At 63.0% G+C, this 24,947-nt stretch carries 30 protein-coding genes; 11 read left to right on the forward strand and 19 right to left on the reverse strand.

Annotated features, from left to right (window positions below):
- Positions 1-231 (reverse strand): DUF1289 domain-containing protein, encoded by a 231-nt coding sequence (locus tag FJ974_RS17825; protein ID WP_181177193.1) that lies wholly within the window; start codon positions 229-231, stop codon positions 1-3.
- 162 nt (positions 232-393) lie between these two features.
- Between FJ974_RS17825 and FJ974_RS17830 the strand changes: the two genes are divergently transcribed.
- Positions 394-1,392, forward strand: coding sequence for a nicotinate-nucleotide--dimethylbenzimidazole phosphoribosyltransferase (locus FJ974_RS17830; protein WP_140534835.1), 999 nt, complete (start codon positions 394-396; stop codon positions 1,390-1,392).
- A 13-nt stretch (positions 1,393-1,405) separates the two neighbouring features.
- Here the strand turns inward: FJ974_RS17830 and FJ974_RS17835 are convergent, their stop codons facing one another.
- Complete coding sequence (locus FJ974_RS17835; protein WP_140534833.1) at positions 1,406-2,926, reverse strand: sensor histidine kinase; 1,521 nt, start codon at positions 2,924-2,926, stop codon at positions 1,406-1,408.
- A gap of 76 nt (positions 2,927-3,002) precedes the next feature.
- Between FJ974_RS17835 and FJ974_RS17840 the strand changes: the two genes are divergently transcribed.
- From FJ974_RS17840 to FJ974_RS17855, 4 genes are all read left to right on the forward strand, one after another.
- Positions 3,003-3,626 (forward strand): thermonuclease family protein, encoded by a 624-nt coding sequence (locus FJ974_RS17840; protein WP_140534830.1) that lies wholly within the window; start codon positions 3,003-3,005, stop codon positions 3,624-3,626.
- 47 nt (positions 3,627-3,673) lie between these two features.
- Positions 3,674-4,285 (forward strand): glutathione S-transferase, encoded by a 612-nt coding sequence (locus FJ974_RS17845; protein WP_140534828.1) that lies wholly within the window; start codon positions 3,674-3,676, stop codon positions 4,283-4,285.
- Between the two features lie 27 nt (positions 4,286-4,312).
- Complete coding sequence (locus tag FJ974_RS17850; RefSeq protein ID WP_140534825.1) at positions 4,313-4,930, forward strand: uracil-DNA glycosylase family protein; 618 nt, start codon at positions 4,313-4,315, stop codon at positions 4,928-4,930.
- 107 nt (positions 4,931-5,037) lie between these two features.
- Positions 5,038-5,529 carry an Lrp/AsnC family transcriptional regulator gene (locus FJ974_RS17855; protein WP_006205209.1) on the forward strand — a complete coding sequence of 164 codons (492 nt, stop codon included), beginning with the start codon at positions 5,038-5,040 and terminating at the stop codon, positions 5,527-5,529.
- A 420-nt stretch (positions 5,530-5,949) separates the two neighbouring features.
- Here FJ974_RS17855 and FJ974_RS17860 read toward each other — a convergent pair whose 3' ends face one another.
- From FJ974_RS17860 to moaA, 13 genes are all read right to left on the reverse strand, one after another.
- Positions 5,950-6,516, reverse strand: coding sequence for a DUF3299 domain-containing protein (locus FJ974_RS17860; RefSeq protein WP_140534822.1), 567 nt, complete (start codon positions 6,514-6,516; stop codon positions 5,950-5,952).
- A gap of 47 nt (positions 6,517-6,563) precedes the next feature.
- Positions 6,564-7,142 carry a GNAT family N-acetyltransferase gene (locus tag FJ974_RS17865; protein ID WP_140534820.1) on the reverse strand — a complete coding sequence of 193 codons (579 nt, stop codon included), beginning with the start codon at positions 7,140-7,142 and terminating at the stop codon, positions 6,564-6,566.
- Positions 7,102-7,806, reverse strand: coding sequence for a DNA alkylation repair protein (locus FJ974_RS17870; RefSeq protein ID WP_140534817.1), 705 nt, complete (start codon positions 7,804-7,806; stop codon positions 7,102-7,104). Before FJ974_RS17870 ends, FJ974_RS17865 begins: the two co-directional genes overlap by 41 nt.
- A gap of 8 nt (positions 7,807-7,814) precedes the next feature.
- Positions 7,815-8,684 (reverse strand): NAD(P)-dependent oxidoreductase, encoded by an 870-nt coding sequence (locus FJ974_RS17875; RefSeq protein ID WP_264296749.1) that lies wholly within the window; start codon positions 8,682-8,684, stop codon positions 7,815-7,817.
- A gap of 65 nt (positions 8,685-8,749) precedes the next feature.
- A complete protein-coding gene (locus FJ974_RS17880) occupies positions 8,750-9,574 on the reverse strand; it encodes an ABC transporter permease (RefSeq protein WP_140534815.1) in 825 nt (274 codons plus the stop codon).
- On the reverse strand, positions 9,571-10,287 hold the full coding sequence (locus FJ974_RS17885; protein WP_140534812.1) for an ABC transporter permease: 717 nt from the start codon (positions 10,285-10,287) through the stop codon (positions 9,571-9,573). Before FJ974_RS17885 ends, FJ974_RS17880 begins: the two co-directional genes overlap by 4 nt.
- Before the next feature lie 77 nt (positions 10,288-10,364).
- The gene (locus FJ974_RS17890; protein ID WP_140534810.1) at positions 10,365-11,150 is read right to left on the reverse strand and encodes an ABC transporter substrate-binding protein; all 786 of its coding nucleotides are present in this window, start codon (positions 11,148-11,150) and stop codon (positions 10,365-10,367) included.
- A gap of 153 nt (positions 11,151-11,303) precedes the next feature.
- Complete coding sequence (gene mobB, locus FJ974_RS17895; protein ID WP_140534807.1) at positions 11,304-11,819, reverse strand: molybdopterin-guanine dinucleotide biosynthesis protein B; 516 nt, start codon at positions 11,817-11,819, stop codon at positions 11,304-11,306.
- Positions 11,816-12,448, reverse strand: coding sequence for a molybdenum cofactor guanylyltransferase MobA (gene mobA / locus FJ974_RS17900; protein WP_140534804.1), 633 nt, complete (start codon positions 12,446-12,448; stop codon positions 11,816-11,818). The genes mobB and mobA overlap by 4 nt, the downstream gene beginning before the upstream one ends.
- Positions 12,449-12,452: 4 nt before the next feature.
- Positions 12,453-13,373: a DMT family transporter gene (locus FJ974_RS17905; protein WP_140534802.1), complete on the reverse strand. Its 921-nt coding sequence runs from the start codon at positions 13,371-13,373 to the stop codon at positions 12,453-12,455.
- A 123-nt stretch (positions 13,374-13,496) separates the two neighbouring features.
- A complete protein-coding gene (locus FJ974_RS17910) occupies positions 13,497-13,853 on the reverse strand; it encodes a hypothetical protein (RefSeq protein WP_140534799.1) in 357 nt (118 codons plus the stop codon).
- Between the two features lie 88 nt (positions 13,854-13,941).
- Positions 13,942-14,400, reverse strand: a complete 459-nt coding sequence (locus tag FJ974_RS17915; RefSeq protein WP_226891289.1) for a hypothetical protein — start codon at positions 14,398-14,400, stop codon at positions 13,942-13,944.
- Positions 14,401-14,488: 88 nt separating this feature from the next.
- Positions 14,489-15,484: a GTP 3',8-cyclase MoaA gene (moaA, locus tag FJ974_RS17920; protein WP_140534793.1), complete on the reverse strand. Its 996-nt coding sequence runs from the start codon at positions 15,482-15,484 to the stop codon at positions 14,489-14,491.
- Positions 15,485-15,680: 196 nt separating this feature from the next.
- Here moaA and FJ974_RS17925 point away from each other — a divergent pair, with 196 nt between their 5' ends.
- Together FJ974_RS17925 and FJ974_RS17930 are read left to right on the forward strand one after the other, a co-directional pair.
- A complete protein-coding gene (locus FJ974_RS17925) occupies positions 15,681-16,034 on the forward strand; it encodes a gamma-butyrobetaine hydroxylase-like domain-containing protein (RefSeq protein WP_140534791.1) in 354 nt (117 codons plus the stop codon).
- A 59-nt stretch (positions 16,035-16,093) separates the two neighbouring features.
- Complete coding sequence (locus tag FJ974_RS17930) at positions 16,094-16,705, forward strand: pyridoxamine 5'-phosphate oxidase family protein (RefSeq protein WP_140534789.1); 612 nt, start codon at positions 16,094-16,096, stop codon at positions 16,703-16,705.
- 10 nt (positions 16,706-16,715) lie between these two features.
- On the opposite strand, the gene FJ974_RS17935 is transcribed toward FJ974_RS17930, so the two are convergent.
- On the reverse strand, positions 16,716-17,168 hold the full coding sequence (locus tag FJ974_RS17935; protein ID WP_140534786.1) for a MarR family winged helix-turn-helix transcriptional regulator: 453 nt from the start codon (positions 17,166-17,168) through the stop codon (positions 16,716-16,718).
- Positions 17,169-17,215: 47 nt separating this feature from the next.
- On the opposite strand from FJ974_RS17935, the gene FJ974_RS17940 reads away from it, so the two are divergent.
- Entirely contained in the window at positions 17,216-18,124 is a 909-nt protein-coding gene (locus FJ974_RS17940) for an alpha/beta hydrolase (RefSeq protein ID WP_140534783.1), read from the forward strand.
- Between the two features lie 58 nt (positions 18,125-18,182).
- Here the strand turns inward: FJ974_RS17940 and FJ974_RS17945 are convergent, their stop codons facing one another.
- Positions 18,183-18,584, reverse strand: coding sequence for a rhodanese-like domain-containing protein (locus FJ974_RS17945; RefSeq protein WP_140534780.1), 402 nt, complete (start codon positions 18,582-18,584; stop codon positions 18,183-18,185).
- An 80-nt stretch (positions 18,585-18,664) separates the two neighbouring features.
- Positions 18,665-19,276: a TetR/AcrR family transcriptional regulator gene (locus FJ974_RS17950; protein WP_140534778.1), complete on the reverse strand. Its 612-nt coding sequence runs from the start codon at positions 19,274-19,276 to the stop codon at positions 18,665-18,667.
- A gap of 99 nt (positions 19,277-19,375) precedes the next feature.
- On the opposite strand from FJ974_RS17950, the gene FJ974_RS17955 reads away from it, so the two are divergent.
- Together FJ974_RS17955 and FJ974_RS17960 are read left to right on the forward strand one after the other, a co-directional pair.
- Positions 19,376-20,122: a 3-oxoacyl-ACP reductase family protein gene (locus tag FJ974_RS17955; protein ID WP_140534775.1), complete on the forward strand. Its 747-nt coding sequence runs from the start codon at positions 19,376-19,378 to the stop codon at positions 20,120-20,122.
- Between the two features lie 210 nt (positions 20,123-20,332).
- Entirely contained in the window at positions 20,333-22,261 is a 1,929-nt protein-coding gene (locus FJ974_RS17960; RefSeq protein WP_140534772.1) for a L,D-transpeptidase family protein, read from the forward strand.
- A gap of 115 nt (positions 22,262-22,376) precedes the next feature.
- On the opposite strand, the gene FJ974_RS17965 is transcribed toward FJ974_RS17960, so the two are convergent.
- Positions 22,377-22,631: a PepSY domain-containing protein gene (locus FJ974_RS17965; RefSeq protein ID WP_140534997.1), complete on the reverse strand. Its 255-nt coding sequence runs from the start codon at positions 22,629-22,631 to the stop codon at positions 22,377-22,379.
- A gap of 419 nt (positions 22,632-23,050) precedes the next feature.
- Here FJ974_RS17965 and FJ974_RS17970 point away from each other — a divergent pair, with 419 nt between their 5' ends.
- Positions 23,051-24,898, forward strand: coding sequence for an adenylate/guanylate cyclase domain-containing protein (locus tag FJ974_RS17970; protein WP_140534770.1), 1,848 nt, complete (start codon positions 23,051-23,053; stop codon positions 24,896-24,898).
- Positions 24,899-24,947 lie beyond the last annotated feature (49 nt).

The following is a 24,947-nucleotide window of genomic DNA, read 5'->3' on the forward strand; positions in this document are numbered from 1 at the left end:
TCAAAGGGCGTCGCGCTCGCGCGCCATGCGGCTGCGCCGTGTCTCGCGGCGCGGCCGCCGCTCGACCGTCTCCAGTCTTGCCGGCAGTTCGGCCATGACAGCTCGCCGGACTTCCGGCGTCATCGCGATCCAGGCGGCGATTTCATCGCGCGTGCGGCCGCAGCCGAAGCAGAAGCCGGTTTTCATATCGATCGAACAGACCAGGATGCAGGGAGATTCGATTGCCGTCATGCTGTTCTCTTGCCTCGCTTCCACATGGTGCAACCGCAAGACCAATGCAAGCCCTCCGGAATGCGCCGCGGAGGTGGCGTTTCCGCGGCATTGCCCGGAGGTTGTGCCGGCCGCGGAAGCTGGCTATGCCGCATACGAGCTTCAGCAATGGCGGCGATCGACATGACCAGCACAACACCCTTCGACGATTTCCGCAGCCTTCTGGCGACGCTTCCGGCAGCGGACGCCGCAGCCGAGGATCGCATCCGAATGCTGTTCGCCAAGGCCGACAAACCAAAGGCTTCGCTCGGCCGCATCGAGGATATCGCCGCCTGGCTCGGCGCCTGGAGCGGGCGCGCGCCGCCGGCCGTGAACCGACCGCTGGTGGCGATCTTTGCCGGCAACCACGGTGCCGTGCGCCATGCCGTCTCGCCACGGCCGGTGGCCGCGACCGCCAATGCGGTCGAGCTTTGCGCCGCCGGCGGTGCGGCGATCAACCAGGTCTGCATCGCCAACGATCTCGGCCTGAAAGTCTTCGATCTGGCGCTCGACATTCCGACAGGAGACATCACCGAAGCGGCGGCGCTCGACGAGCGCGGCTGCGCCGCCACCATGGCGTTCGGCATGGAAGCGGTCGCCGGCGGTGCCGACCTGCTTTGCCTAGGCGACCTCGGCGTCGGCAATTCAACCATCGCCGCGGCGCTTTGCGCGGCGCTGTTCGGCGGCAAGGGCGGCGACTGGGTCGGGCCGGGATCGGGCGCGGATGCGGCGATGATGGCGCGCAAGGTTGACGTCATTGATCGTGCGCTTGCTTTGCATGGCGCCAGCCTCGGCGATCCGCTTGAGGCGTTGCGCCGGGTCGGCGGGCGCGAATTCGCGGCGATCTGCGGCGCCATTCTCGCGGCCCGCATGCAGAAGATCCCGGTGCTGCTCGATGGGTTCGTCGCGACCGCAGCGGCCGCGGTCCTCCATGCGGCCAATCCCGCGGCGCTCGACCATTGCCTGCTCGCCAGCCTGTCGCCCGAACCAGGCCACGCCAGGGCAGCGCAAAAACTTGGCCTGCGCCCGCTGCTCGATTTCGGCATCAGTCACGGCGAGGGGATAGGAGCCGGCCTTGCCGCCGGCCTCGTCAAGGCCGCGGCGCTCACCAGTTCCGGCATGGCGGCGGCCGTTCGGCGATAAGGGTTTTGGGGAATTAACGCCGCCGTGCGGCGACCGCCTTGGTCGGCAGCGCCGGCAGTTCCTCCATCACGCGGCTCAGCGGGAAGATGGCGATCGCTTCGGTGCCCTCGCGCAGCTTGGAGTGGAGCTCGAACTCGCCGCCATGCATGGCCAGCAGGCCCTGCACGATCGGCAGGCCGAGGCCGGTTCCCTGCTCGGCGCTCTTGATGGCGATCGAGCCCTGGCCAAACGCTGAAAGCACCACCGGGATTTCTTCTTCCGGAATGCCGGGGCCGTTGTCCTTGACCGAAATGTACTGACCGCCGCCCGCGGTCCAGCCGACGCGCACGCGCACCTCGCCGCCCGAAGGGGTGAACTTGATGGCGTTGGACAACAGGTTGAGCGTGATCTGCCTGAGCGCCCGCTCATCGGCAAACAGGCGCGGCAAGGTCGTCTCGAACTCCTGGACGATGCGGATGTCCTTGTTGCGGGCCCTGAGCTCCATCATATGGCAGCAGTCCTCGACGATCGTCAGCAGCACCACCGGTTCCTCGTTGAGCTGATAACGCCCGGCCTCGATGCGCGACAAATCGAGGATCTCGTTGATGAGATCGAGCAGATGCTGGCCGGATTCGTGCACGTCATGCGCGTAGTCGCGATAGGTCGGGTTGTTCATCGGCCCGAGCACTTCATTGGCCATCACCTCGGAGAAACCGAGGATGGCGTTGAGCGGCGTCCTGAGCTCATGGCTCATCGAAGCGAGGAAGCGCGACTTCGCCAGGTTGGCGTCCTCGGCGCGGCGTCGTGCCTCGTCGGACATCGATTTCGCCGTCTCCACCTCGGCGATCAGCGCGTCCTTTTCCGAACGGAAACTGAGCACCATCCAGGAGGACTGGTTGAGCTGGCGCGCGACATAGCCGAAAAAGGGCAGCGCAATCACCAGCAGCGCCGCCATGATGGCTTCCACCGGCATCCACAGGCGGACGACCGCATAGACGTAGACAGCGACCGGGATAGCGAAGGTCGCAAGCAGGGCGCCGCCCAGCGACGACGCCATTACGGCGGTTATTGCCATGGCGACCAGGAGCACCACGGCCTTGACGATATGAAACTGGTCGGCCTGGCACGCATCGCAGCCGAGCCAGGCGAACCAGGCCCAGCCGAGGCCGCACAGGAAATGGCCGATCAGGAATTCTCGACGCGTCCGCACCGGATCGAGCTCGGCGGCTTCCGTGCGCTCGACGCGGTGGGCCATGAAAGCCACGATCGTATAGCAAAGCAGCGTGAACAGGGCCCAGATGGTGACCTGCTGGTCCAGACCGGCAAGGCGGCCGATTGCCGCCACGGCGAGCACGAGCAGCGGGATTGCCGCCGCGCTGACCATCATGGCGCGCGCATGCAGCTTCAAGAGTTCGCGGTCGAAATCGAGATTGCCCGCCTGCTGCGAAAGACGGTCGCGCGTCTTGCGCACCGCGCGCGCCACATCGCTGTTGCGATGCGGTTTCCTGCGGTCCACAATGAATTTATCCGCTGTGTCCGAGCGTAGCAAAGGCATACAAAGTTCAATTTCTGCGCGCAGCGATTGTCAGTTCGTTAAGCTACGTTCGAATGATTAAGAGACTGTTTGCCATATGAGCCGTTCCTGGCCGCGAGGACCGGGCCGGCGATACGCTCCGCGCCCGCCGCCAAGCCTTTGGCGCAGGCTGCTGGATTATGGGCTGACTGTCGTGCTGCTCGGCCTGCTCATCCTGGTGGCGGCGCGGCTCGACCGCTTCGAGACCCGCAACGAGCAGGGCACTGCCGTCGTCAATGACGGCGATTCGATCACGCTGGGCGCCGAGCGCATCCGCATGCGCGGCATCGACGCTCCCGAGTACATGCAGATCTGCCGCAAGGGCGCCGCCGACTATGCCTGCGGCAAACTCGCGCGGCAGTCGCTGGTCAGGCTGATCGCCAACAGGCCGGTTTCGTGCAGCGGCTGGCAGCGCGACCGCTACGGCCGGCTGCTCGGCGATTGCAAGGCGGGCGAGACGGACCTCAATCGGGCGCAGGTCGAGGCCGGATGGGCGGTCGCCTATGGCGATTTCGAGGCGGAGGAGGCTGGCGCCAGGGCGGCCAAGGCCGGCGTCTGGGCCGGCAGCTTCGAGGAGCCGCAGGACTGGCGTGACAGCCACCGCGATGCGCCGGTCGAGAGGAAGCACAGCACGCTGGCGTCGATCGGCGATCTCCTGCGCGAGCTTTTCCGCTTCTGGTGATGAACGGGAGCACGCCCTATGATTGGGCAAGCGATCGGGAGACTGGAATGAAGCTGTTCGATGGCGGCCGCGCGCCAAATCCCCGGCGGGTCCGGGTTTTTCTCGCGGAAAAGGGGCTGAGCGTTCCTTTGGTGCCCATCGATATGGGCGCGCTGGAGCATCGCGAGGAGCCGGTGGCGTCGCGCAACGCGCTGCGGCGGCTGCCGGTGCTCGAACTCGACGACGGCACCATCATCACGGAGTCGATCGCCATCTGCCGCTATTTCGAGGAGCTGCATCCGGAGCCCGCTTTGTTCGGCAAGGGAGCGCTCGGCAAGGCCATGGTGGAGATGTGGCAGCGGCGCATGGAGTTCAATCTGCTGACTTGCGTCGCCGCCGCCTTCCGGCATATCCATCCGGCGATGAAGGACTGGGAGGTGCCGCAGATCGCCGAATGGGGCGAGGCCAACAAACCCAAGGCGATCGACTTCCTGCATCTCCTCGACCGGGAGTTGGCGAACCGGGAATTCGCCGCCGGCGATAAATACTCGGTCGCCGACATCACCGGGCTGATCGCTGTCGATTTCATGAAGCCGGCGCGCATCAAGGTGCCGGAGGAATGCGGCAACGTGCTGCGCTGGCATGCGGCGATCGCGAGCCGGCCGAGCGCTGTGGCGTGAGCGCAACTATTGGATAAACTGCCCGGCATGAGTGAAGAGCTGGAGAGCCTAGCCCAGAGGGTGCGGGCCTGCCGCATCTGCGTCGAGAACCCGGCCGGCCGGCCGTTGCCGCATGAGCCGCGGCCGGTGCTGAGACCCTCATCGAAGGCGCGCATCCTGCTTGCCAGCCAGGCGCCGGGCACCAAGGTGCACATATCCGGCATGCCGTTTACCGATGCTTCCGGAGATCGCCTCAGAAGCTGGCTCGGCGTCAGCAGCGAGGAGTTCTACGACACCGAAAAATTCGCCATCGTGCCGATGGGTTTTTGCTTCCCAGGCCAGGATGCCAAGGGCTCCGACCTGCCGCCGCGCCGCGAGTGCGCGCCGGCCTGGCGCAGCCGGTTGATGGCACTGATGCCGCAGATCGACCTGGTGCTGACGATCGGCGGCTATGCGCAGTCCTGGCATATGGGCGCCGCGCGCAGCGCTTCATTGACGGACACGGTGAAGAACTGGCGCGCCGCATGGGACGCGCCGGCCAGGCCGAAAGTGCTGCCGCTGCCGCATCCGTCGTGGCGAAACACCGGTTGGCTGAAGAAGAATCCCTGGTTTGAAATGGATTTGCTGCCTTTCCTCCAATCGGAAATCCGCTATCGCATCAACTAGCGATCTCGCAAGAAATCACTCGCTTTTCCGACGTTCGGCAGAATTTCTTTCTTGTGAAAGGGCCGGATAAAAGGGAATATAGCCAAACTATTCCCCTGGAGCCTCCCATGGACCGCCTTGACAGAAAAATTCTTCGCCTCCTGCAGGAGGACGCAACCCTTGCGGTCGCCGATGTCGCCAAGAAAGTCGGCCTGTCGACCACGCCCTGCTGGCGGCGCATCCAGAAGCTCGAGGAGGAGGGCGTCATCAAGCGGCGCGTGGCCATCCTCGACCACGAGAAGGTCAATGTGCGGGTCACCGTCTTCGTGTCGATCCGCACCAATTCGCACAGCCATGAATGGCTGCGCCGCTTCTCCGAAGTCATCCAGGAATTTCCGGAAGTGGTCGAGTTCTACCGCATGAGCGGCGACGTCGACTATCTCTTGCGCGTCGTGGTGCCCGACATCGCCGCCTATGACGCATTCTACAAGCGGCTGATCGCCAAGATCGAGATCCGCGACGTGTCGTCGTCCTTCGCCATGGAGCAGATCAAGTACACGACGGAGATCCCGCTCGACTACATGGTGCTGGACAAGGAATCGGGCGCCAACGCGGCTTGAGCATGTAGCTTTTTTGGGGACGAATGGACCTGCCGCTTTTACATGGCGGCGGTGAGCCGTCGGGTCATTCTTGGCGGTCTCGCTTCTGCCGAAATTTCAAAAAATAACCAAACGCGATATCGGTGAGAATAGCGGATGCCGCAACATAGAGGAAATACTTCTGATAGTGACTGTGAATGAAGTTAAATGCGTAAACCCACACAAAGGCGCTGGCGAACCATATTATGGGGCGAGGGCCAAATGATTTCCGGAAAATCTGCAGCATACGGTTGCCAACGGCCTGTTGATCGTTTCGCTCTTTAGAGAGCTCAGCTTAGAGAGCTCAGCCAACCTATCCTTGCACTTTTGGAATTGCAACGTATTGGCGAAGGCCGAATGTATGCGCCGCAGCCACCGTGCGGTGGCTATTGCGATTGCGTGTCAGTTCTTCTTTTTGTTGAGAAAATTCCACGGCGAGTTGACCGGCAGCGTGACCGTATCCGGCACGGTGTCGACGCTTGTCACCTCGGCCTTGCGCACCGTGTAGCCCGACTGGACGATCGAGACGCCGTCGAGAATGAAGAGCTGGCTCTTCTCCAGGCCCGGCTGCAGCGCGCCGGTGACCGAGACCGGCTGGTAGACCTGCGCCATCTTGTAGGGATGCGCCGGCGTGACCAGCACGATCTGGTTGGGCGGTGGCGTCGGCATGTGGCTGCAGGCGCCTGTCCACGGCACCAAAAGGAACTGGTAGACCAAGTCACCATCGCGATCGACCGGCAATGCATAGCCGGCTAATTGTATCGTCTTGTCCTGGAGATTGAGCGACAAGGTCTCCCCATGGTCGGGCAATTTCGCCGCGATCATCGGCAGGTTGGCGTCCTCGGCGATCGCCTGGGTGGCCGGGCGCAAATCCTTCCAGAAGATGTGCGTGGGCGCGGCCGAGGCTTCGACGGCAGTGGAGACAAACACCGCGGCTGCGAGCGCTACGGTTTTGAGGCGGTTGTCCATTGGCCGCTTCCCCTTCGAGCCGAGTAAAGACGCTGCTCCGGGTGACGTCAACGCTCAAGCCGCATCACATGTCTGCGAGAACCGGCCATGCCTGTTTCGTAGAAGCCGCGACCGGCAAACATGTCGCGAAAGCCCATGAACCTGTAGCTCGGCGACGCTTCGTCCACCGGATAAGCCTCGATGATGTGGGCCCCTTTGGCGAAGGCATGGTCGATCGCCGCATCGAGCAAAGCGGATGCGAGGCCGCCGCCGCGCAACGACCTCGGCACGTAAAAGCAAACGATCGACCAGAGGCCGGCCTCGCCGTCATCCTGTTGCTTCGACAGCCTGCGGTAGGTTTCGCGCGGCGCGACCGAGCACCAGCCGACTGGCTTGCCCGCCAGCTCAGCGACAATGCCGACCGGTGTGCCGGCATCGATGCGCGCCATCATCAGGCGTTTTTTCTCGTCGCTATCGATGTGCTCGCGGCCGGAGTAGCGCCAGGCCATGCACCAACAGTATTTCGGCGCGCTGGGCTGTTCGAACAAGTCTTCGAAGCAGCCGCGCGTCTCCGGCGTCACCTCGATGAAGCGGATGCCGGCAAGGTCAAGCCGTTCTGGCGGCGAGGCGTTCGAGCGTTTTGGCACCGGAGAGTTCCTTCACCGCATCCTTGCCGATCCAGCGCGCCGTCTTGTCCGACGATGCCGCCAGTCTTTCCGCCAGCGCAAGGGCAGGGGCGTGCAAGGCCACTGACCGCTTGCCGATCTGCCGCAGCGCCCAGTTCACCGCCTTCTTGACGAAATTGCGCGGATCGCCAGCATGCTTTTCGATCAGCGGCAGGTAGGCGAGGAATGTCGCATCCGGCTCATTCTTGAGATGCACCGCTCCCCAGGCCAGCATGGCAAAGGCGGTGCGGCGGACGAATTCGCGCTCGTCGGCGGCAAATTCCTCGACAAGATCGCGCCAGAATGCCGTTGCGGCAAACAGGTCCGCGACCGTATCGACGATCTCCCAGCTGTCGAAATCCGCGGCCCAGCGCCGGCACATATCGGCGTCGATCTTCTTCGGCTCGCCGGTGAAGGCGGCCATCAGCCGCGCCTCTCGGATGCCGCTGTCCCACAAAAGCAGCGCCCGCTCATGGTTCTTCTTCAGCTTGCGCGCCAGCGGCCGCAATTCGGAATTGCCGACGCCAAGCGCGGTCGCAATGTTGATGCCGAAGCGCGCCATGCCGGCGCGGTTTTGCTCCGTGCCGATCGAGCGCAAGTGAACGACGATGTCGTCGGCGCTCCAGCTCGGATCGGGCAGGGCCATCGCGCCGCCTATTTTTCCAGGCGCGCCAGCAGCGAGGAGGTGTCCCAGCGCTTGCCGCCCATCGCCTGCACGTCCTTGTAGAACTGGTCGACCAATGCTGTCACCGGCAGCTTGGCGCCGTTGCGGTCGGCTTCGGCCAGGCAAATGCCGAGATCCTTGCGCATCCAGTCGACGGCAAAGCCGAAATCATATTTGCCGGCGTTCATGGTCTTATGCCGGTTTTCCATCTGCCATGAGCCGGCCGCGCCCTTGGAGATCACCTCGATCACCTTCTCGATGTCGAGCCCTGCCTTCTTGCCGAAATGGATGCCTTCGGCCAGCCCCTGGACGAGACCGGCAATGGCGATCTGGTTGATCATTTTCGTCAGCTGGCCGGCACCGACCGGACCCATCAAGCCAACCATACGGGCGTACGCCTCGATGACCGGCCTGGCCTTGTCGAAGGCGGCCTGCTGGCCGCCGACCATCACCGTCAGAGTACCATCCTCGGCGCCGGCCTGGCCGCCGGAGACCGGCGCGTCGAGGAAGGAAAAGCCAGCCTTTTTGGCCGCTTCATCCAGCTCGCGCGCGACTTCGGCGGAAGCGGTGGTGTTGTCGATATAGACCGAGCCGTTCTTCATCGCCGCGAAGGCCCCTTTTGCGCCGGTCGTCACCGAGCGAAGGTTGTCGTCATTGCCGACGCAGGAGAAGACGAAATCCTTACCCTCCGCGGCCTCAGCCGGGGTCTGCGCCAGCCTGCCGCCATGCTGGGCAACCCACTGCTCGGCCTTAGCTGTGGTGCGGTTGTAGACGGTGACATCGTGGCCGCCCTTGTTCCTGAGGTGTCCGGCCATCGGATAGCCCATAACGCCAAGACCGAGAAATGCCACCGATGCCATGTTTCCGAATCCTTGAGAAGCCAGCTTTGCCGGCCTTCTTAACGGATCAGGCCGGCCTATGGGAGTCAGCGATGCAGATGGACGGTGATCCGGCGTTCGATCCACTCGACGCCATGACGCAGGATCTCGACCATCACCAGATAGACGATCGCCACCCAGATATAGGCCTGGATGTCGAAGGACTTGGCGTAGGCGAGCTTCGCATTGCCCATTAGATCGTAGACAGTGATGATGGCGACGATGGCCGAGGCCTTGATCATCAGGATGAGCTCGTTGCCGTAAGGGCGCAGCGCCACGATGATCGCTTGCGGCATGATGACCTTGCGCAGCGTCTGCAATCTGTGCAGGCCGAGCGAGGCGGCGCCTTCCCATTGGCCCCTTGGAACGCTTTCTATGGCGCCGCGCAGAATTTCGGCCTGATAGGCGGCGGTGTTGAGCGAGAAGGCAAAAACGGCGCAGTAGAAAGCCTCGCGGAAGAACCACCACAGTCCGACCGTTTCGAGTTCCGGCCGGAACGAACCGATGCCGTAATAGACCAGATAAGTCTGCACGAGCAGCGGCGTGCCGCGGAAGAAATAGACATAGCAATAGGCCAGCCCCGACAGCACCCGGTTCTTTGACATGCGGCCATAGGCGACGGGCAGCGAGAGGATTGCCCCGAGCACCATCGAAATGGCCACCAGCGACAAGGTTGTGCCCAGTCCCTGCAGATAGGCTGGCGCGTATCTGGCGAAGAACTCGGCATTCCAGGCGTAGACGAGATAGGCCACGATGCCGAGACCGAAAAGGATCCACACGCCGACCAGCGCATAGCCGACGACACGGGCGCGCGACCAGCCGCGAGCCAAAGGCGGCGGTTTGTCGACGGCGATGGCCTGGCTGACGCTCATCGCGCCTCCCTTCGCCCGAGCGAGCGCAGGATATAGCTCGTAGCAATCGACGACAGGATGGCGAGCAGAAGGAAAATCAGCGCCGCAAGGCTGTAAAAAAGGAAAGAGTGTTTGGTGACGCGGGCCGCGACACCGGCATTGCGTAAGGTCTCGGCGAGATTGACGACCGAGACCAGCGAGGTGTCCTTGAGCAGGCTGAGCCAGCAGTTCTCGAGGCCGGGAAAGGCGATGCGCAACAGTTGCGGCAGGACCACCAGGCGCATGGTCTGCCATTTCGACAGGCCGATGGCGTAGCCGCCCTCATACTGGCCTTTCGGAATGGCGCGAAAGGCGGAGAGAAAAACCTCGCTGGCGTAGGATGAAAAGATCAGCGACAGCACGATCATGCCGGCGATGAAGCTGTTGACGTCGATCGTCGCGTCCGGATTGAACAACCGGATGAGATGTTGCAGCAAAAGTGGCATACCGAAGAAGAACAGGAACAGCGTCACCAGTTCAGGCAGGCCGCGAAAGACAGTGGTGTAGATGTTGCCGGCCAGTCGCAGCGAAGGTTCTTCATGCTGCTTGGCGAAGGCGACGAAAAAACCGATCACCAGGCCGAAGGGAAGCGTGGCAAGCGCCAGCGCAACCGTGACCAGCACGCCTGACGCAATGTCGTCACTCCAGCCATCCGGTCCCCAGCTGAGAAGTGTCCAAATGCTCTGGGCCGGCATTGACGGGTCGTGTCTCCGTGGCGATCCCGGAAGAATTTATGGCGGCGAGGGGCTCCCCGCCGCCGTTGGCTTACCGATCAGGATTCGGCGCCGTAGACGTCGAACTTGAAGTACTTGTCGTTGATTTCCTTATACTTCCCGTTTTTGCGGATGGCGTCGATCGCGGCATTCAGCTTGTTGACCAGATCGGTCTCGCCCTTGCGCACGGCGATGCCGGCGCCTGGTCCGAAAATCTCGACCGGCTGCGGCGAGGGCTGGCCGAGGATCTTGCAGCAGGCGCCGTCAGGCGAATCCAGCCACTGCTGCAGCACGACGATATCGTCCTCGATGGCGTCCAGACGACCGTTGGCGAGGTCGGCCTGCTCCTCGGGGCTGCTCGGATAGCCCTTGATCGTGCTGTCGGTGTAGGTCTTGGAGGCATAGTTGAAATGGGTGGTCGTGGTGGCGACGCCGATCGATTTGCCGGCAAGATCCTGCTTGGTCACGCCCTTGATGGTCGAATCCTTGGCGACGGCGATCGCCGAGGGGGTGTTATAGTATTTGTGGGTGAAGTCGACCTTCTCCTGACGCTCAGGCGTGATCGACATGGAGGCGACGATGGCGTCGAACTTGCCGGCTTGCAGCGCCGGGATGATGCCGTCCCAGTCCTGCGCGACAAAGGTGCACTTCACCTTCATTTCGTCGCAAAGGGCCTTGGCGATGTCGATGTCGAAGCCGACCAACTGGCCGTCCGAAGTCAGGTTGTTGAAGGGCGGATACGCGCCTTCGGTGCCGATCCTCAGGGTCTTTTCCTGAGCCTGGGCAACGCCAAGTGTCAGCAGCGCGGCCGAAGCGGCGAGCGCGATACGCAGTGCAATACGCATGATGATCCTCTCATAATTATCATGGCCGCTGTCCCATGCGGCTCTTGTGGGCGGAGCTTTCCTGACCGCCCGCTGGCGGGATACTCCCACTCTTTCCAAGAAAAAAGCAACTGCAAAACAACCGACAACCGGCAATCGCGGTGTGCCGCTGCGTTACTTGCTTTGAGCGACGAGGCCGCTGGCGCGCTCGATGAAGTCGGCTATTGTTTTCGTGTCATCGAGATCGAAGACCGGCAGGCTTTCGCCCTCGACTTTGAAATCCGCGGCGATGGCGACGATGTGCGGATCGCCGGCCGCGAGCGGCGTGCGGTCTCTGGCCTCGATCCGCCTTGCCTCGATCTTGCGGTGCGCCTCGCGCTTGAAGCCTTCGATCAGCACGATGTCGGACGGCGACAGCCGCGCCAGGATATCATCCAGGGTCGGCTCGTCTTCGTCGCGCAGTTCGTGCATCAGCGCCCAGCGCCTGCCGGATACGATCGCGACCTCGGTTGCGCCTGCCTGGCGGTGCCGAAAGGAGTCTGCGCCCGGCTTGTCGATGTCGAAGTCGTGATGGGCGTGCTTGACCGTCGAGACCGTCCAGCCGCGCCGCACCAGTTCGGTGACCAGCTTCTCGGTCAGTGTCGTCTTGCCGGAATTCTTCCAGCCGGTAATGCCGAATACGCGTCTCATAGGTCGACGCTTTGCAACAGACGCTCGGCCTGCGCAAGATCGTCCGGCGTGTTGATGTTGAAGAACGGGTCGATGCGCAGGCCTTCGGCTTCGATCATCGGAAACTCCACCTGGACAAAACCGTGCCGTTCCATGAAGGCCGAAACCCGGCGATTGTCCTCGTCGACCAGGAAATGGCGCAGCACATCGCGCAGGCCAAGCGGCCAAAGCGCGAAGGTCGGATGCCACCTGCCGGCGGAGCTGGCAACGGCAATGGTGCCCGGCTGCTTGCGGGCGGCCTCGGCCAATCGTTCGACGACATCGCGCGGGAAAAACGGCGTGTCGCCGGCAGCGCTTGCCAGTGCCTCGCATGCCGGGTTCATTGCCGCCCACTCGAGGCCCGTGAGGACGCCGGCGAGTGGGCCCGGGTAGTCCGGCACGGTGTCGGGCAGCACCGGCAGGCCGGCGACGGTGAAGCGTTCCGGATCGCCATTGGCGTTGATCGCCAGCGCCCCGACCTGCGGCTGCAGACGTGCGGCGACGCGATCGACAAGCCTGCGATTGCCCAGCGAAAGCAGCGGCTTGTCGCCGCCGCCCATGCGCCGCGACAGGCCGCCTGCCAGAATGATGCCCGAAACGCTCCGGTCCATGGGCCTATATGCCGTCCGGCGCCATGTCGGGTCCAGCGCTTTCGGCGGCGGGCTGGCGCCGGCCGACGATGCGTTCGCGGTAGAGCGCGTAGAGGCCGGAGCCGATGATGATGGCGGCGCCGACGATCATCGGCAAATCGGGGATGTCGCCGAAGATGACCAGGCCAAGCAGGATCGACCACAAAAGCGCGGTGTAGCGGAACGGCGCGATGAAGGAGATGTCGCCCGAGCGCATCGCCATGATGATGAACTGGTAGCCGATGAGCACCAGCACGGCCGCCAGCGCCAGCAATGCCGTTGCCTTGCCGGTCATCGGCGTCCAGCCACCCATCGGTGAAAGGAGAGCCGCGCCGAGCACGGTCATGGCCAGCGCCGTTGCCGTCGACACCAGCATGGTGGGAATCTTCTGCGGGATGCGCTTGGTGGCGAGGTCGCGCACGGCGCAGCAGGCGACGCTCGCCAGCGCCAGCAGCGAATAAACGCTGAACCCTTCGAAGCCCGGCCGCACGATGATCAGCACGCCGGCAAAGCCGACGGCGATCGCCAGCCAGCGCCGCCAGCCGACCCCTTCGCCGAACACCAGGGCGGCGCCCATCGTCACCGCCAGCGGCAGCGCCTGCAGCACGGCGGAGACGTTGGCGATCGGCAGATGGGCAAGTGCAATCAGGAATGACACCGTGGCGCCGGCCTCGCCGGCGACGCGCACGGCCACCATCGGCTGCAGCATCGCAGCCGGATTGGCAAGCGCGCCGCGCTGCCAGGCGAGCAGGCCTACGAACAGCGAGGCGAAGGCGCCACGCACGAGCATGACCTGCGCCATATTCATCGATTCGGAGGAGAATTTGGTGATCGCGTCGTTGAGGGTGAAGCCGATCATGGCCACGACCATGAACAGCGCGCCGCGAAGATTTGGCGAAAGAGGCAAGGGCGTTTCCGGATTCTATTTTGAATCAAGCCCTATCAGGCGGCCGCAAAACAGCAACGCCAAAGAAATGGGCCACGAATGTCTCCGTGGCCCGAAAGATCGATTTGCACAGATTGCGAAGGCTTATTTCGGCGTCAGCGTTTCGGTGCCGTTGCCGTTCTGGCCGGCGATGGTCCACAGCCCGTGCAGCGAGCCGTCCTTTTCCACCTTGTAGACGACGAGGCCGATTTCCTTGCCCATTGAGTAGCCGGCGGAAAAGGCATTGTCGTTGCGCATGCAGATGCCGTCGGAGGTCGAACCGCCGGTCTCCCAATGGATTGCGCAGGTCGTCTCGCTGGTCAGCGTGATGGTTGCTTCGCCGCCATAGTGCGAGCCGTCGAAATTGGTGCCGGAAACCGTGTATGTGCCGCCGATCGACTGGGCTGCCGCCGGCATGGCAGCGGCCCCGAGCATTGCAAGTGAAGCCAAGAATGTGCGCATGTGCACTCCCCCTTAGAGCGAAAATCGCTCCCGGAGGCTAGGCTGGAACGGGCTGGCGGTAAATCGGCCGGGAGGCCCGCGCGAAGGTTTATTTCCAGTGTGACCCGCTTGCCTCGTGCAGGCTGCCGGCGATGGCGCCGATCAGCAGGTCGTACTTTGCCTTGAGCGCGGCGGGATATTCGATCCAGACGCTGCGGATCACGTCGTCTTTTCCGAACAGGCGCCGTTCATAGAAGATATTGTCGCCCTTGACCCCGGAAAGCACCGCCCAGTTCTTGCCGATCTTGCTGTAGGTGACCTTGTAGCCCGGCTCCGTGCTCGCCATCTGCGCTTCGACGAAGGTCTTCGGTGTGTCGTCGTCGCCGTTGTAGATGCCGGAGCAGGTCAGGCTGGCGCCGTCGGCACTAAGCCATTGTTGTCCATCGCCATTTTCCGGTTCGGGCAAGGCGTCGCTGAAAATCTGGTCGGGAAAGGTGCAGACAGTGCCAAAGCGGGCGTTAACGTAGGTGAATGGCTTTGCGATCACGGGCGTCGCGGCGATCGCCAATGATGACGCCAGCAAGAAACAGAGATGTTTCATGGTACCCCCCACGGCCGATAGCCGGAGGCGATCATGCACCAAGCCAAAGAAAAAATCAGCCGCCGGTGACGCTCATGTGCCGCGATACCGACGGGCGGTTGGTGCGGCGGTCGATGATAAAGTCATGACCCTTGGGCTTGCGGCCGATCGCTTCGTCGATGGCCGCGCTGACCAGTTCGTTGCCTTCGGACACGCGCAACGGCGCCCTGAGATCGGCGGCGTCCTCCTGGCCGAGGCACATATAGAGGGTTCCGGTGCAGGTCAGCCGGACGCGGTTGCAGCTCTCGCAGAAATTATGCGTCATTGGCGTGATGAAACCGAGCCTGCCGCCGGTCTCGGCGACATGGACGTAACGGGCCGGACCGCCGGTCTTATAGGCAATGTCGCTCAGCGTGAATTGCCGCTCCAGTGAGGCGCGCAACAGCGACAGCGGCAGATACTGGTCAGTGCGATCGGCGTCGATTTCGCCCATCGGCATGGTTTCGATAACGGTGAGGTCCATGCCGCGGCCATGCGCCCAGCGCAGCAGCTCAGGGATTTCGGCATCGTTGAAATCGCGTAGCGCCACCGCGTTGAGCTTGATCTTCAATCCTGCCTTCTGAGCCGCGTCGATGCCCTCCATGACCTTGCCGAGCTGGCCCCAGCGGGTGATCTGGCGGAATTTTTCGGCGTCGAGTGTATCGAGCGACACGTTGATGCGCTTGACCCCGCAATCGGCGAGCTCGGCGGCGAAGCGCGACAGCTGCGAGCCATTTGTGGTCAGCGTCAGCTCTTCCAGCGCGCCGCTGTCGAGATGGCGCGACAGCTGGCGCACCAGATGCATGATGTTCTTGCGCACCAGCGGCTCGCCACCGGTGAGCCTGAGCTTCTTCACACCCTTTTCGATGAAGACGCTGCAGAGCCGGTCGAGCTCTTCGAGCGACAGCAGATCCTTCTTGGGAAGGAAGGTCATGTCCTCGGCCATGCAATAGGTGCAACGGAAATCGCAGCGGTCGGTGACCGACACGCGCAGGTAACTGATCGTGCGACCGAAGGGGTCGATCATGTTCATCTTCAAGCGTTTCCGTGGCCGTTACGGGCGTCGTTATATATGGCTATGTGATACGATCCAGCCCCGCATTCAAGATAGAAGGAATTGGCCTTTGGTAACATTCCCCGACCGACATCGTGTGTCGGCTGTCTGCAACCGCCTTTTCGTCTTGCGCGAAGCGGCGTAGGGAAGGGCGGTATTTACGCAGGGAATAATCATGACGGCGCCGAAGGAACTGAGGGTCTCCAAGGACCGCAAGCTGCTGACCGTGACCTTTCCCGGCCATCAGCCGTTCGAATTGCCGGCCGAACTGTTGCGCGTCGCCTCGCCCTCGGCGGAGGTGCAGGGCCATTCGCCGGAGCAGCGCGTGACCGTGCCCGGCAAGCGCAATGTCGCAATCCTCAAGATCGAGCCGGTCGGCAATTACGCGGTGCGCATCACCTTCGACGATTTCCACGACACCGGCATCTTCACCTGGAATTATCTTCACACGCTTGGCCACGAGAAGGAGGTGCGCTGGAGCGCCTATCTCGCCGAGCTTGCCGAGAAGGGCCTCAGCCGCGACCGCTAAGCTGTCGTCAAAACGTCATGGGCGTGGCGTAGCCCCGGCAAAGATCTGGGAAAAGGCATATGGCGGTCATCACATCAATCGAACAGCTGGAAGCCCTTTACGGCCTGCCCGGCGAGGCTTCGCTGGTCAAGGAACTCGACCATGTGATCCCCGAATATGCCGCCTTCATCGAAGCCTCGCCTTTCGTGGCGCTGGCGACCAGCGGACCGGAAGGGCTGGACTGCTCGCCGCGCGGCGATCTTGCCGGCTTCGTCCGTATCTTCGATGCGAAGACGCTGATGATGCCGGACAGGCGCGGCAACAACCGTGCCGATTCGCTGAAGAACATCATTCGCGATCCGCGTGTCGGCCTGCTGTTCCTGGTGCCGGGCTCAGGCACGACGCTGCGCATCAACGGCCGCGCCCACATCACCACCGATCCGGAGCTCTGCGCCTCCTTCACTATCGACGGCAAGCCGGCCCGATCGGTCACCGTCATCGCCGTCGATACGGTCTATTTCCAATGCGCCCGCGCCATCGTGCGTTCGCAGCTTTGGGACCCGGCCAAGCATGTCGATCCGAAGTCGCTGCCGACGCCCGGCCAGATCCTGGAGATCACCAGCCGCAAGAATATCGACGCCGAAACCTATGACCGGGAATGGCCTGAACGGGCGAAGAAGACGATGTGGTAAAGCCTGACAGTCAGGCTTCCTTCAGCACGTCGGCGATCTTGCGCATCTGTTCGCCGATCATGTCGCACTGTTCGGGCGTCGATTGGCTCATTGCCTTCTCGATCAGCGCCATGTGCACTTTCAGCGCCCGCATCAGCAGGGCCTCGCCGGCTTCGGTGAGGTTCAGCCGCAACACGCGCTTGTCCTTCTCGTCGCCCTCGCGGCGCAACAGGCCGCGCGCCTCGAGCTGCGGCAAAAGCATGGTGATGTTGGAGCGGCCGACCAGCAGCTTGCGGGCGAGGTCGTGCTGCGACATGCCGGGATGGCGATAAAGGTTCATCAGCACGTCGAGCTGAGCCGGCTTGAGATCGAGCGGCGTGAGCTGCGCCGCCAGCGTACGCTCCAGCACATGGCAGGCGCGCGCCACCGCAACCCAGTTGCGAAAGCGCGGATTGTCCCAGGGCAGCTCTTGTTTAATGTTCATGTTTGAACTATTATGTTCATGCCTGAACGAATGGATGGACCGCGACTATGGCATCATTTGGATTGAAGGTCATCCGGAGCGTGTTCGGCGCAGCTGAACATGTCGCCCCGCGTCTCAGCGGCCGCGCCGCGTTCGAACTGTTCTGCCGCACGCCCGATGTCAAAGCGCTGAGCGACGGCGAGCGCCGCGCCGTTGAGCGCGCCGCCGGTTTCATGGCCGAGGCGCGCCACCACCGGCTGAAGACCAGAACCGGCTGCGTGGCTGCGCATGAATTCCGGCCGGAGCCGGGCAGGGGCTCTCGCGGCACCGTGCTGGTCATCCACGGCTGGCGTTCGCGCACCGAATACATGCGCGCGCTGATCGAGGGGTTTCGCGATGCCGGCCACAAGGTCGTCTCGCTCGACCTGCCGGGCCATGGCCAGTCGCTAGGCCGCCATTTGAACATGGTGAATGCGGTGGATGCGGTAAGGGTCGCCGGCGAATGGTTCGGCCCGTTCGTCGCCGCCGTCGGACATTCCTTCGGTGGCGCGATTGCCGCCAACGCTGTCGCGGCATCGGTCAAAGGCATACCGCCGCTGGCGGCCGGAAAGCTGGTGCTGATCGCCGCCCCCAGTTCCTTGCCGGCGATCTTCGACGACTTCAGCAGCATGCTCAATGTCGGGCCGCGTTCCCGGATCGCCATGGCGGATCGGGTGAAACAGCTGTCGGGGCGGCCGCTCAGCGAATTCACCGGTGACCGCCAGCTTGCCGAGACACCGGTGCCGACGCTCGTCATCCATGCGCCGGACGATCGCGAGGTCCATGCCGATCATGCGAAGCGTTACGCCGGGGCCGGCGATCATGTCCGCCTGCATTGGGCCGAGGGTCTTGGCCACCGCCGCATCCTTGCCGACAAGGACGTCGTCGCGCGTGCCGTCGGCTTCGTGACCGGGCAGCAGGAACTGACGTTGCAGTGAGCAGTTCCAAGAAAAGTGTGTACCGGGTTTTCCGTCCGAAATTGCGCGAAAAATCCGATCAGTCGGGTTTCTTTTTCTGCCCCGGCTCGACCGGCAAGCCCGCCGCCTTCCAGGCAGTGTAGCCGCCAAGAATGTGCTTGACCGGGGTCAGGCCCATATCCTGCGCCGTCTTGGTCGCCAGCGCCGAGCGCCAGCCGCCGGCGCAGAAGAAGACGAAGGTCTTTCCCGAGGCGAAGAACGGCTTGTGATAAGGGCTTTCCGGGTCGATCCAGAATTCGAGCATGCCGCGCGTCACATGCCTGGCGCCGGGAATCTTGCCGTCGCGCTCGACTTCGCGGGGATCGCGCAGGTCGACGAAGATCGTATCGTTGTCTTCCAGCAGCCCCGCCGCTTCTTCCGGCGACACCACCTCGATCTCGGCATTGGCCTCATCGAGAAGCTCGCGATATCCCTTCTTCACTGCACATCCTCCAGGCCGTGCTCGAGGCCGCTGGAATTTCGATCACAAAGACCGCTGTTTGTCACGGATTGATGTTTGGTTCAGGTCCGAGCGCCGGCCATCGTTGCCCAAGCCGCCATGGCGCCCGCAACGGTTGCCATGAGGGCGGCATACGTCGCGCCGTCACGCGCCTGGATCGACATGCCGTGCTGGACCGTGGCGAAGAAGGTAGCGGCGGTTTGGCTGTCGAAATCCGCCGGTAGCTCTCCTTCGGCGACGGCGCGTTCCAAACGCCTTTTGAGCGCCATATGATTTTCGGCCCGGCGGCGGCGCAGGTCGTGGCAGATCAAGCCTTGGCTCGAATCCTGATGCAAGGCGCCGAGCGCGATCAGGCAGCCTTGCGGCCGATCGGTTTGGGAATAGGCCTTTGCCGTCTGGGTCAGGAACCCCTCGATCGCCTGCCGCGCGGTCGGCGCCTCTTCCAGCGTCGTCCAGATATCGGAGCCCTCGACACGCGTATAGAGGTCGGTTGCTTCGAGGAAGAGCGCTTCCTTGCTGCCGAAGGCGGCATAGAGGCTGGGCGAATTGATACCCATGGCGGCCGTCAGGTCGCTCAGCGAGGCGCCTTCATAACCCTTGGCCCAAAAAACCTCCATCGCCCGCCGCAGCGCGGCGGTTCGATCGAAGGAACGGGGGCGGCCTTTTTCCGACATGATGTCCTTTTCTGTGTCGATCGATACATAATTAACTTGACGACGCCAGGCAAGGTTGGCAGGTATTTATGTATCGATCGTTACATAAAGGAGAAATCGATGTCTTCCAACCAACTCGCCGGCAAGGCGGCATTTGTGACCGGCGGCAGCCGCGGTATCGGCGCCGCGATCGCCAGAAGGCTTGCGCGCGAGGGCGCCAGCGTCGCGCTGACCTACGTCAATGGCGAGGCGCAGGCGCGCGCCGTTGCCGGTGAAATCGAGGCGGCGGGCGGGCGCGTCATGGCCATCAGGGCCGATGGCCGCGACGCCGCCGCGATCGAAAGCGCCATCGCAAAGACAATCGATGCGTTCGGCCGGCTCGACATACTCGTCAACAGCGCCGGCATCTGGCGCGCCGCGCCGATCGATAGCCTGTCGCTTGCCGATTTCGACGAGAGCATGGAGGTCAATCTGAGGGCGCCTTTCGTTGCCTCGAAGGCGGCCGCCCGGCATATGGCGGAAGGCGGTCGCATCATCTCGATCGGCAGCAACCTGGCCGAGCGCGTGACGGACGCCGGCCTCAGCGCCTATTCGACCAGCAAGGCGGCGCTGGTCGGGTTGACCAAGGCTCTGGCGCGGGACCTCGGCCCGCGCGGCATCACCGCCAACATCGTTCATCCGGGATCGACCGACACCGACATGAACCCTGCCGACGGGCCGCATGCCGAGCACCAGCGCCAGAAAATGGCGACGCCGCGATTCGGCGAGGCCGAGGAGATAGCAGGCCTGGTCGCCTGGCTCGCCAGCGCCGAGGGCCGTTTCGTCACCGGTGCCGCGCTGACCATCGATGGCGGCGCCAACGCCTGATTGTCGTCGAGGCCTCTGAAACCAGGAGCGGCCCTGCCGCATTGTGTCTCACAAGGATGTGAAACCGTTCTGCAACACGGCGGTGGAAATTTATGGAAGCTTAACGAAATCCGTATGAATCGGTACAGTCGCGCCTTACATCCGCCATGCGTTGGGCGGGACCGTCGGGCGGCGCGGAACGGGAACCGATTCAACCGGTGCGGGTGATGCATGAAATTCCTCGGCAACAAGAAAGCCATAATGCCGATCGCGATTGCGGCGACGCTGGCCTTCGGCCAGCAGCCCGCGAGCGCCCAGGGGCTGTTCGACATGTTGTTCGGCGGCGGCATCCGGCACAATCCCCAGGATGAATTTCCACCGCCGCCGAAGCCGCGCAAGATACGGCCAGGTGCGTCTGCCGAGGGTGACGGCGGCGTCAGAATCAGCAGCCCAACCTACAACACCTACAAGGCCGACCGGCTTGTGAGTGTCGACTTCAAGTCGTTGATCGCGGCGTCGCAACCTGCGATCGCGGCGCCGCAACCTGGTGCGATCGCGGCTCCGCAGCCTGCCACGCCGCAAGATGCAGTCTATGTGCCGTCAGTGACAGGCACTGCTTTCCGCGACGCGCTGGCCGGGCTGAGCGACTATGAACTCTTTGCCGAGCCAGATATCGCCAAGGCGCTGGTCGCCTACTATTCGGCCAATCCGGATTTCATCTGGGTGACGGGGGACGCGCCGAACAGCCGGGCGCAGGATGCAGTGCGGGTGCTCGGCGAGGCAGCGAGCTACGGCCTGACGCCGGCCGACTACAGCGTCGATGTTCCGGCTGCCACGACATCCGCGACGCCCGAAGAGCGCGCGAAGGAGATGGTCCGCTTCGAGATGGCGCTGTCGGCGCGCGTGCTGCGCTATGCCCATGACGCCCAGAGCGGCCGCGTCGAGCCCAACCGGATGACGGGTTACTACGATTTCCCGGCCAAGCCGCTCGATATGGAAGGCGTGCTGAAGACACTGGCGCACACGCAGGAGGTTCGCACCTATCTCGAATCTCGGCATCCGCAGAATCCGGAATACCAGGCGCTGCGCGTCGAACTGGAATCACTTGAGGCGAGTGAGGAGAACGAGATCGTTGTCGATCCCAAGCTGTTGTTGAAACCCGGCGAAAGCAGCCCGGAACTGCCCAAGCTGCTGACGCTGATTGGCCGCAATCTCGACGACGAGATGGGCGGCGCATACGGCGAGGTCCTCTCCAGATTGGGCAACAGCGAGGTCTACGATCCCGAGTTGGTGCCGGTGATCAAGGCGGTCCAGCAACGCGCCGGGATGAAGGGCGACGGCGTCATCGGCCCGCGGACCGTGGCCTCTCTCGCCGGCGCGTCCAAGGCCGACAGGATCGAGAAGGTCAAAGTTGCGCTCGAGGAATTGCGCTGGCTGCCCTCCGATCTCGGCAGTCCGCGCGTCTTCATCAACCAGCCGGCCTTCACCGCCAGCTACATCGACAATGGCGAGGAGAAGCTGAAGACCCGCGCGGTCATCGGCAAGACCACCAACCAGACCGCCTTCTTCTACGACCACATCAAGCAGGTCGATTTCCATCCCTACTGGGGCGTGCCGCAATCGATCATCGTCAATGAGATGCTGCCGAGGCTGCGCAGCGACCCCGGCTATCTCGACCGTGCCGGCTATGAAGTTACGGATTCGCACGGCAAGCAAATCCCGTCGTCGGCGGTCGATTGGGGCGCCTATGGCGCCAAAATCCCCTTCAACGTGCGCCAGCAGCCAAGCGAGGCCAACGCGCTCGGCGAACTCAAGATACTGTTCCCCAACAAGCATGCCATCTACATGCACGACACGCCGCAAAAGTCGTTCTTCGCGCGCGACATGCGCGCGCTGAGCCACGGCTGCATCCGCCTGCAGGATCCGCGCGGCATGGCGGCGGCGGTGCTTGGCACCTCGGTCGACGATATCGCCGAGAAGCTGAAGCACGGCCATTCGACCGAGAATGTGACACGCGTCATCCCGGTCTATGTCGCCTATTTCACCGCCTGGCCGGACATGTCCGGCAAGGTCGAGTATTTCGATGATGTCTATGATCGCGATTCAAAGCTGATGCAGGCGCTCGACGCGACCGAAGCGGTGCGCTCGCCCTCAAGTTGAGCGCGATATCAGGCGCCGCCGCAGAGGTGCTCGGCATCCGGCAAGACCCAGCTGCCCATTGCCGCGGTAGTTTAAGCAAAATCCGGGTGGCACGAAACAGCCCTGTGGCCCGGTGCTACTTGGATTCCCCGGTCACCGGATCATAGGTGATTTGAACCTTGGCCTTGTCGGTGGTGTAATAGGTTACGGTATAGCCGTCGCTGTCCCAGTCGACCTCCTTCACATAACGGAAGTCCTTTCGCTGCTCGACCTTGGCGATGATTTCGGAAAGCTTCTTGGCTTTTTCCGGCGGCAGCGGTTGCTCTTCCGCCGCCAATGCCGGGCCGAAAAAAAGAACCGCAACAGCGGTTGCCAAAACAACAGTACGCATGACCGCCCTCAATCTCGTATTGGCATGGGTGCGCTGGAAAACTCGCATGCCTGCCCGTTGGTTCCGCCAGGAGCGCACAACGCCTGCTCCAGAGCCAACTCGGCAGGGTCGATGTCAAGCCCGGCAGCGTGTTCATTCGCGAAAGCTGAAATGAACAAAGCGGCGAGATTCCAATACGTAAGGACGTCGCTGCGATCTGGTGCTTCAGGTAACGAACAGCTAACCATGCGTGCGGCGACGCGCTGCGCTCTATTAGCGGATCGTGGTAGAGCTTTTGGCGAGACCCTGTTAGAGTTCTGCACATAACAAGGTGGCAACGGCACGCTGTGCCTGCCGAGGACTTTTCCTCGGCAAACGGCGAAGTGTTCAAGAGCGGAGTCGCCTGTTCTGGACCGAAAACAGGGACCGGGGGCTCGATCATGGCTGAACGGAATTATACCCGTCAGCTTGCGACGATCATTTCGATCGATGCCGTAGGCTTTTCACGGCTGATGGGCATCGACGACGAACTTGCCGTCGCTGCCTTCGAGGAAAGGCGCGACATCATCGCCGACAGCTGCGGCGCCTTTGGCGGGCGCACCTTCGGCGACGCAGGCGACAGCGTGATGGCCGAATTCGGCAATCCGATTGAAGCCCTGCGGGCGGCTTTCGACTTCCAGGACCGGATCGTGGCGCTGAATGCCTCGGTCGCCGAGGAGATGCGCATGCCGTTTCGGGCCGGCATCAACACCGGCGACGTCATCGTCCGCGAGGGCCGCCTTTATGGCGACGACGTCAATATCGCCGCCAGGATCCAGGAATTCGCCCCGCGTGACGGTCTCGCCCTTTCGGAGACGACATGGCATCACGTGAAGGACAAGACGGCGGCGGCTTTCACCGATCTCGGCGAATTCATGTTGAAGAACATCGCCTTGCCGGTGCGCGTCCTGATTGCCGGCCGCAACGCCAATGGCGCCTCGACGACGGCAGCGCCGCTGGCAGCAATTCCGGTCGCTCCCGCGCACAGCCGGCCAGCTCCCAAGGGTCCGCCGGCGATCGCGGTGCTGCCGTTCCAGGGCGACGGAAGCGAAGCCGATGTCGGTTATATGGCCGACGGCATTGCCGAGGACATCATCTACGGCCTCTCCAACACCCGTTGGCTTTCGGTTATCGCCAAGGGCTCCAGCTTCCAGTTTCGCGACGACAGCCTGGGAACCAGGGTCATCGGCAATGCGCTCGGCGCCCGCTACATCGTCGGCGGCACGCTGACCGGCTATGGCGGGCAGATCCGCCTCAACGCCTCGCTCACCGATACATCCAACGGGCGGCTCGTATGGTCGCAGCGCTTCGACCGCGCCCTCGGCGACATCTTCAGCCTGCGCGACCAGGTCGGCAGCGAGATCGTTTCCATCCTCGACAAGGAAGTCGACCGGGCCGAGCAGGCGCGGACCTTCCAGGTGCCATGGGAGAGCCTTGAAACCTGGCAATTGGTGCGGCGCGGCCGCTGGCACATGAACCGGCGCACCCGCAGCGACACCGAACTTGCGCTCGAATTCTTCGAAAAGGCCTATCGGGAGGACCCGAATTCCAGCGCGGTGCTGAACGAGCTGGCCTGGTGGTATTTCTGGCGGGCGTGGCTGCGTTTCGGCGACAGCGACGATCTGGACAAGGTCGAAACGTTCGCGCGCAAGGCGCTGCTTATGGACAGCCTCGATGCACGTCCACATGCGCATCTCGGCGTCGCCGACATCATGCGCGGACGGCCGGCATCGGCGGTCGAGCATCTCGAGGAAGCTATACACATCAATCCGAGCTTTGCCTTCGCACGCTCGGCGATGGGCAGCGCCCTCCTGTTGCTCGGCGATGCCGCCGGCGCGATACCGTTCTTCCTCGACACCGAGCGGTTGAGCCCGTTCGACCTCTACCGCTTCCACAATCTGGGCGAACTTGCCGCCGCCTACTGCTTCGTCGAGGACTGGCCGGCGGCAATCGCCAACGCCAACCGTTCGCTCAACCTGTCGCCAGGCTATTTTTACGCTAGGTTCCTGAAGATCGGCGCCCTGATGCGAAGCGGCCGTCGCGAGGAGGCGACGCGCGAACTTGCCATTTTCGCGACCAGGCATCCCGATTTTTCGGAGCAGAGGATTCGCTGGATACCGTTCACCGACACGGCCAAGAACGATTTTCTGATCGCGAATTTCGATCAGGCCAAGTCCGCTGCAACATTACCCGCCGAACATGGAACGACTGTGAAAAAATTCACATACGCCGGACCGACGGAAACCTAGGCCATGAGGTTGCCGGCATCGCATTGACGTGGACAGCCGGGGGGCTCGA

Origin of the sequence: Mesorhizobium sp. B1-1-8, assembly GCF_006442795.2 — a bacterium.
Taxonomy (GTDB): Bacteria; Pseudomonadota; Alphaproteobacteria; order Rhizobiales; family Rhizobiaceae; genus Mesorhizobium.

Coding starts and splice junctions, on each gene's coding strand:
- FJ974_RS17825 (WP_181177193.1), bottom strand. CDS start 231: ATGACGGCAATCGAATCTCCCTGCATCCTGGTCTGTTCGATCGATATG.
- FJ974_RS17830 (WP_140534835.1), top strand. CDS start 394: ATGACCAGCACAACACCCTTCGACGATTTCCGCAGCCTTCTGGCGACG.
- FJ974_RS17835 (WP_140534833.1), bottom strand. CDS start 2,926: ATGCCTTTGCTACGCTCGGACACAGCGGATAAATTCATTGTGGACCGC.
- FJ974_RS17840 (WP_140534830.1), top strand. CDS start 3,003: ATGAGCCGTTCCTGGCCGCGAGGACCGGGCCGGCGATACGCTCCGCGC.
- FJ974_RS17845 (WP_140534828.1), top strand. CDS start 3,674: ATGAAGCTGTTCGATGGCGGCCGCGCGCCAAATCCCCGGCGGGTCCGG.
- FJ974_RS17850 (WP_140534825.1), top strand. CDS start 4,313: ATGAGTGAAGAGCTGGAGAGCCTAGCCCAGAGGGTGCGGGCCTGCCGC.
- FJ974_RS17855 (WP_006205209.1), top strand. CDS start 5,038: ATGGACCGCCTTGACAGAAAAATTCTTCGCCTCCTGCAGGAGGACGCA.
- FJ974_RS17860 (WP_140534822.1), bottom strand. CDS start 6,516: ATGGACAACCGCCTCAAAACCGTAGCGCTCGCAGCCGCGGTGTTTGTC.
- FJ974_RS17870 (WP_140534817.1), bottom strand. CDS start 7,806: ATGGCCCTGCCCGATCCGAGCTGGAGCGCCGACGACATCGTCGTTCAC.
- FJ974_RS17875 (WP_264296749.1), bottom strand. CDS start 8,684: ATGGCATCGGTGGCATTTCTCGGTCTTGGCGTTATGGGCTATCCGATG.
- FJ974_RS17880 (WP_140534815.1), bottom strand. CDS start 9,574: ATGAGCGTCAGCCAGGCCATCGCCGTCGACAAACCGCCGCCTTTGGCT.
- FJ974_RS17885 (WP_140534812.1), bottom strand. CDS start 10,287: ATGCCGGCCCAGAGCATTTGGACACTTCTCAGCTGGGGACCGGATGGC.
- FJ974_RS17890 (WP_140534810.1), bottom strand. CDS start 11,150: ATGCGTATTGCACTGCGTATCGCGCTCGCCGCTTCGGCCGCGCTGCTG.
- mobB (WP_140534807.1), bottom strand. CDS start 11,819: ATGAGACGCGTATTCGGCATTACCGGCTGGAAGAATTCCGGCAAGACG.
- mobA (WP_140534804.1), bottom strand. CDS start 12,448: ATGGACCGGAGCGTTTCGGGCATCATTCTGGCAGGCGGCCTGTCGCGG.
- FJ974_RS17910 (WP_140534799.1), bottom strand. CDS start 13,853: ATGCGCACATTCTTGGCTTCACTTGCAATGCTCGGGGCCGCTGCCATG.
- moaA (WP_140534793.1), bottom strand. CDS start 15,484: ATGAACATGATCGACCCCTTCGGTCGCACGATCAGTTACCTGCGCGTG.
- FJ974_RS17925 (WP_140534791.1), top strand. CDS start 15,681: ATGACGGCGCCGAAGGAACTGAGGGTCTCCAAGGACCGCAAGCTGCTG.
- FJ974_RS17930 (WP_140534789.1), top strand. CDS start 16,094: ATGGCGGTCATCACATCAATCGAACAGCTGGAAGCCCTTTACGGCCTG.
- FJ974_RS17935 (WP_140534786.1), bottom strand. CDS start 17,168: ATGAACATTAAACAAGAGCTGCCCTGGGACAATCCGCGCTTTCGCAAC.
- FJ974_RS17940 (WP_140534783.1), top strand. CDS start 17,216: ATGGCATCATTTGGATTGAAGGTCATCCGGAGCGTGTTCGGCGCAGCT.
- FJ974_RS17950 (WP_140534778.1), bottom strand. CDS start 19,276: ATGTCGGAAAAAGGCCGCCCCCGTTCCTTCGATCGAACCGCCGCGCTG.
- FJ974_RS17955 (WP_140534775.1), top strand. CDS start 19,376: ATGTCTTCCAACCAACTCGCCGGCAAGGCGGCATTTGTGACCGGCGGC.
- FJ974_RS17960 (WP_140534772.1), top strand. CDS start 20,333: ATGAAATTCCTCGGCAACAAGAAAGCCATAATGCCGATCGCGATTGCG.
- FJ974_RS17965 (WP_140534997.1), bottom strand. CDS start 22,631: ATGCGTACTGTTGTTTTGGCAACCGCTGTTGCGGTTCTTTTTTTCGGC.
- FJ974_RS17970 (WP_140534770.1), top strand. CDS start 23,051: ATGGCTGAACGGAATTATACCCGTCAGCTTGCGACGATCATTTCGATC.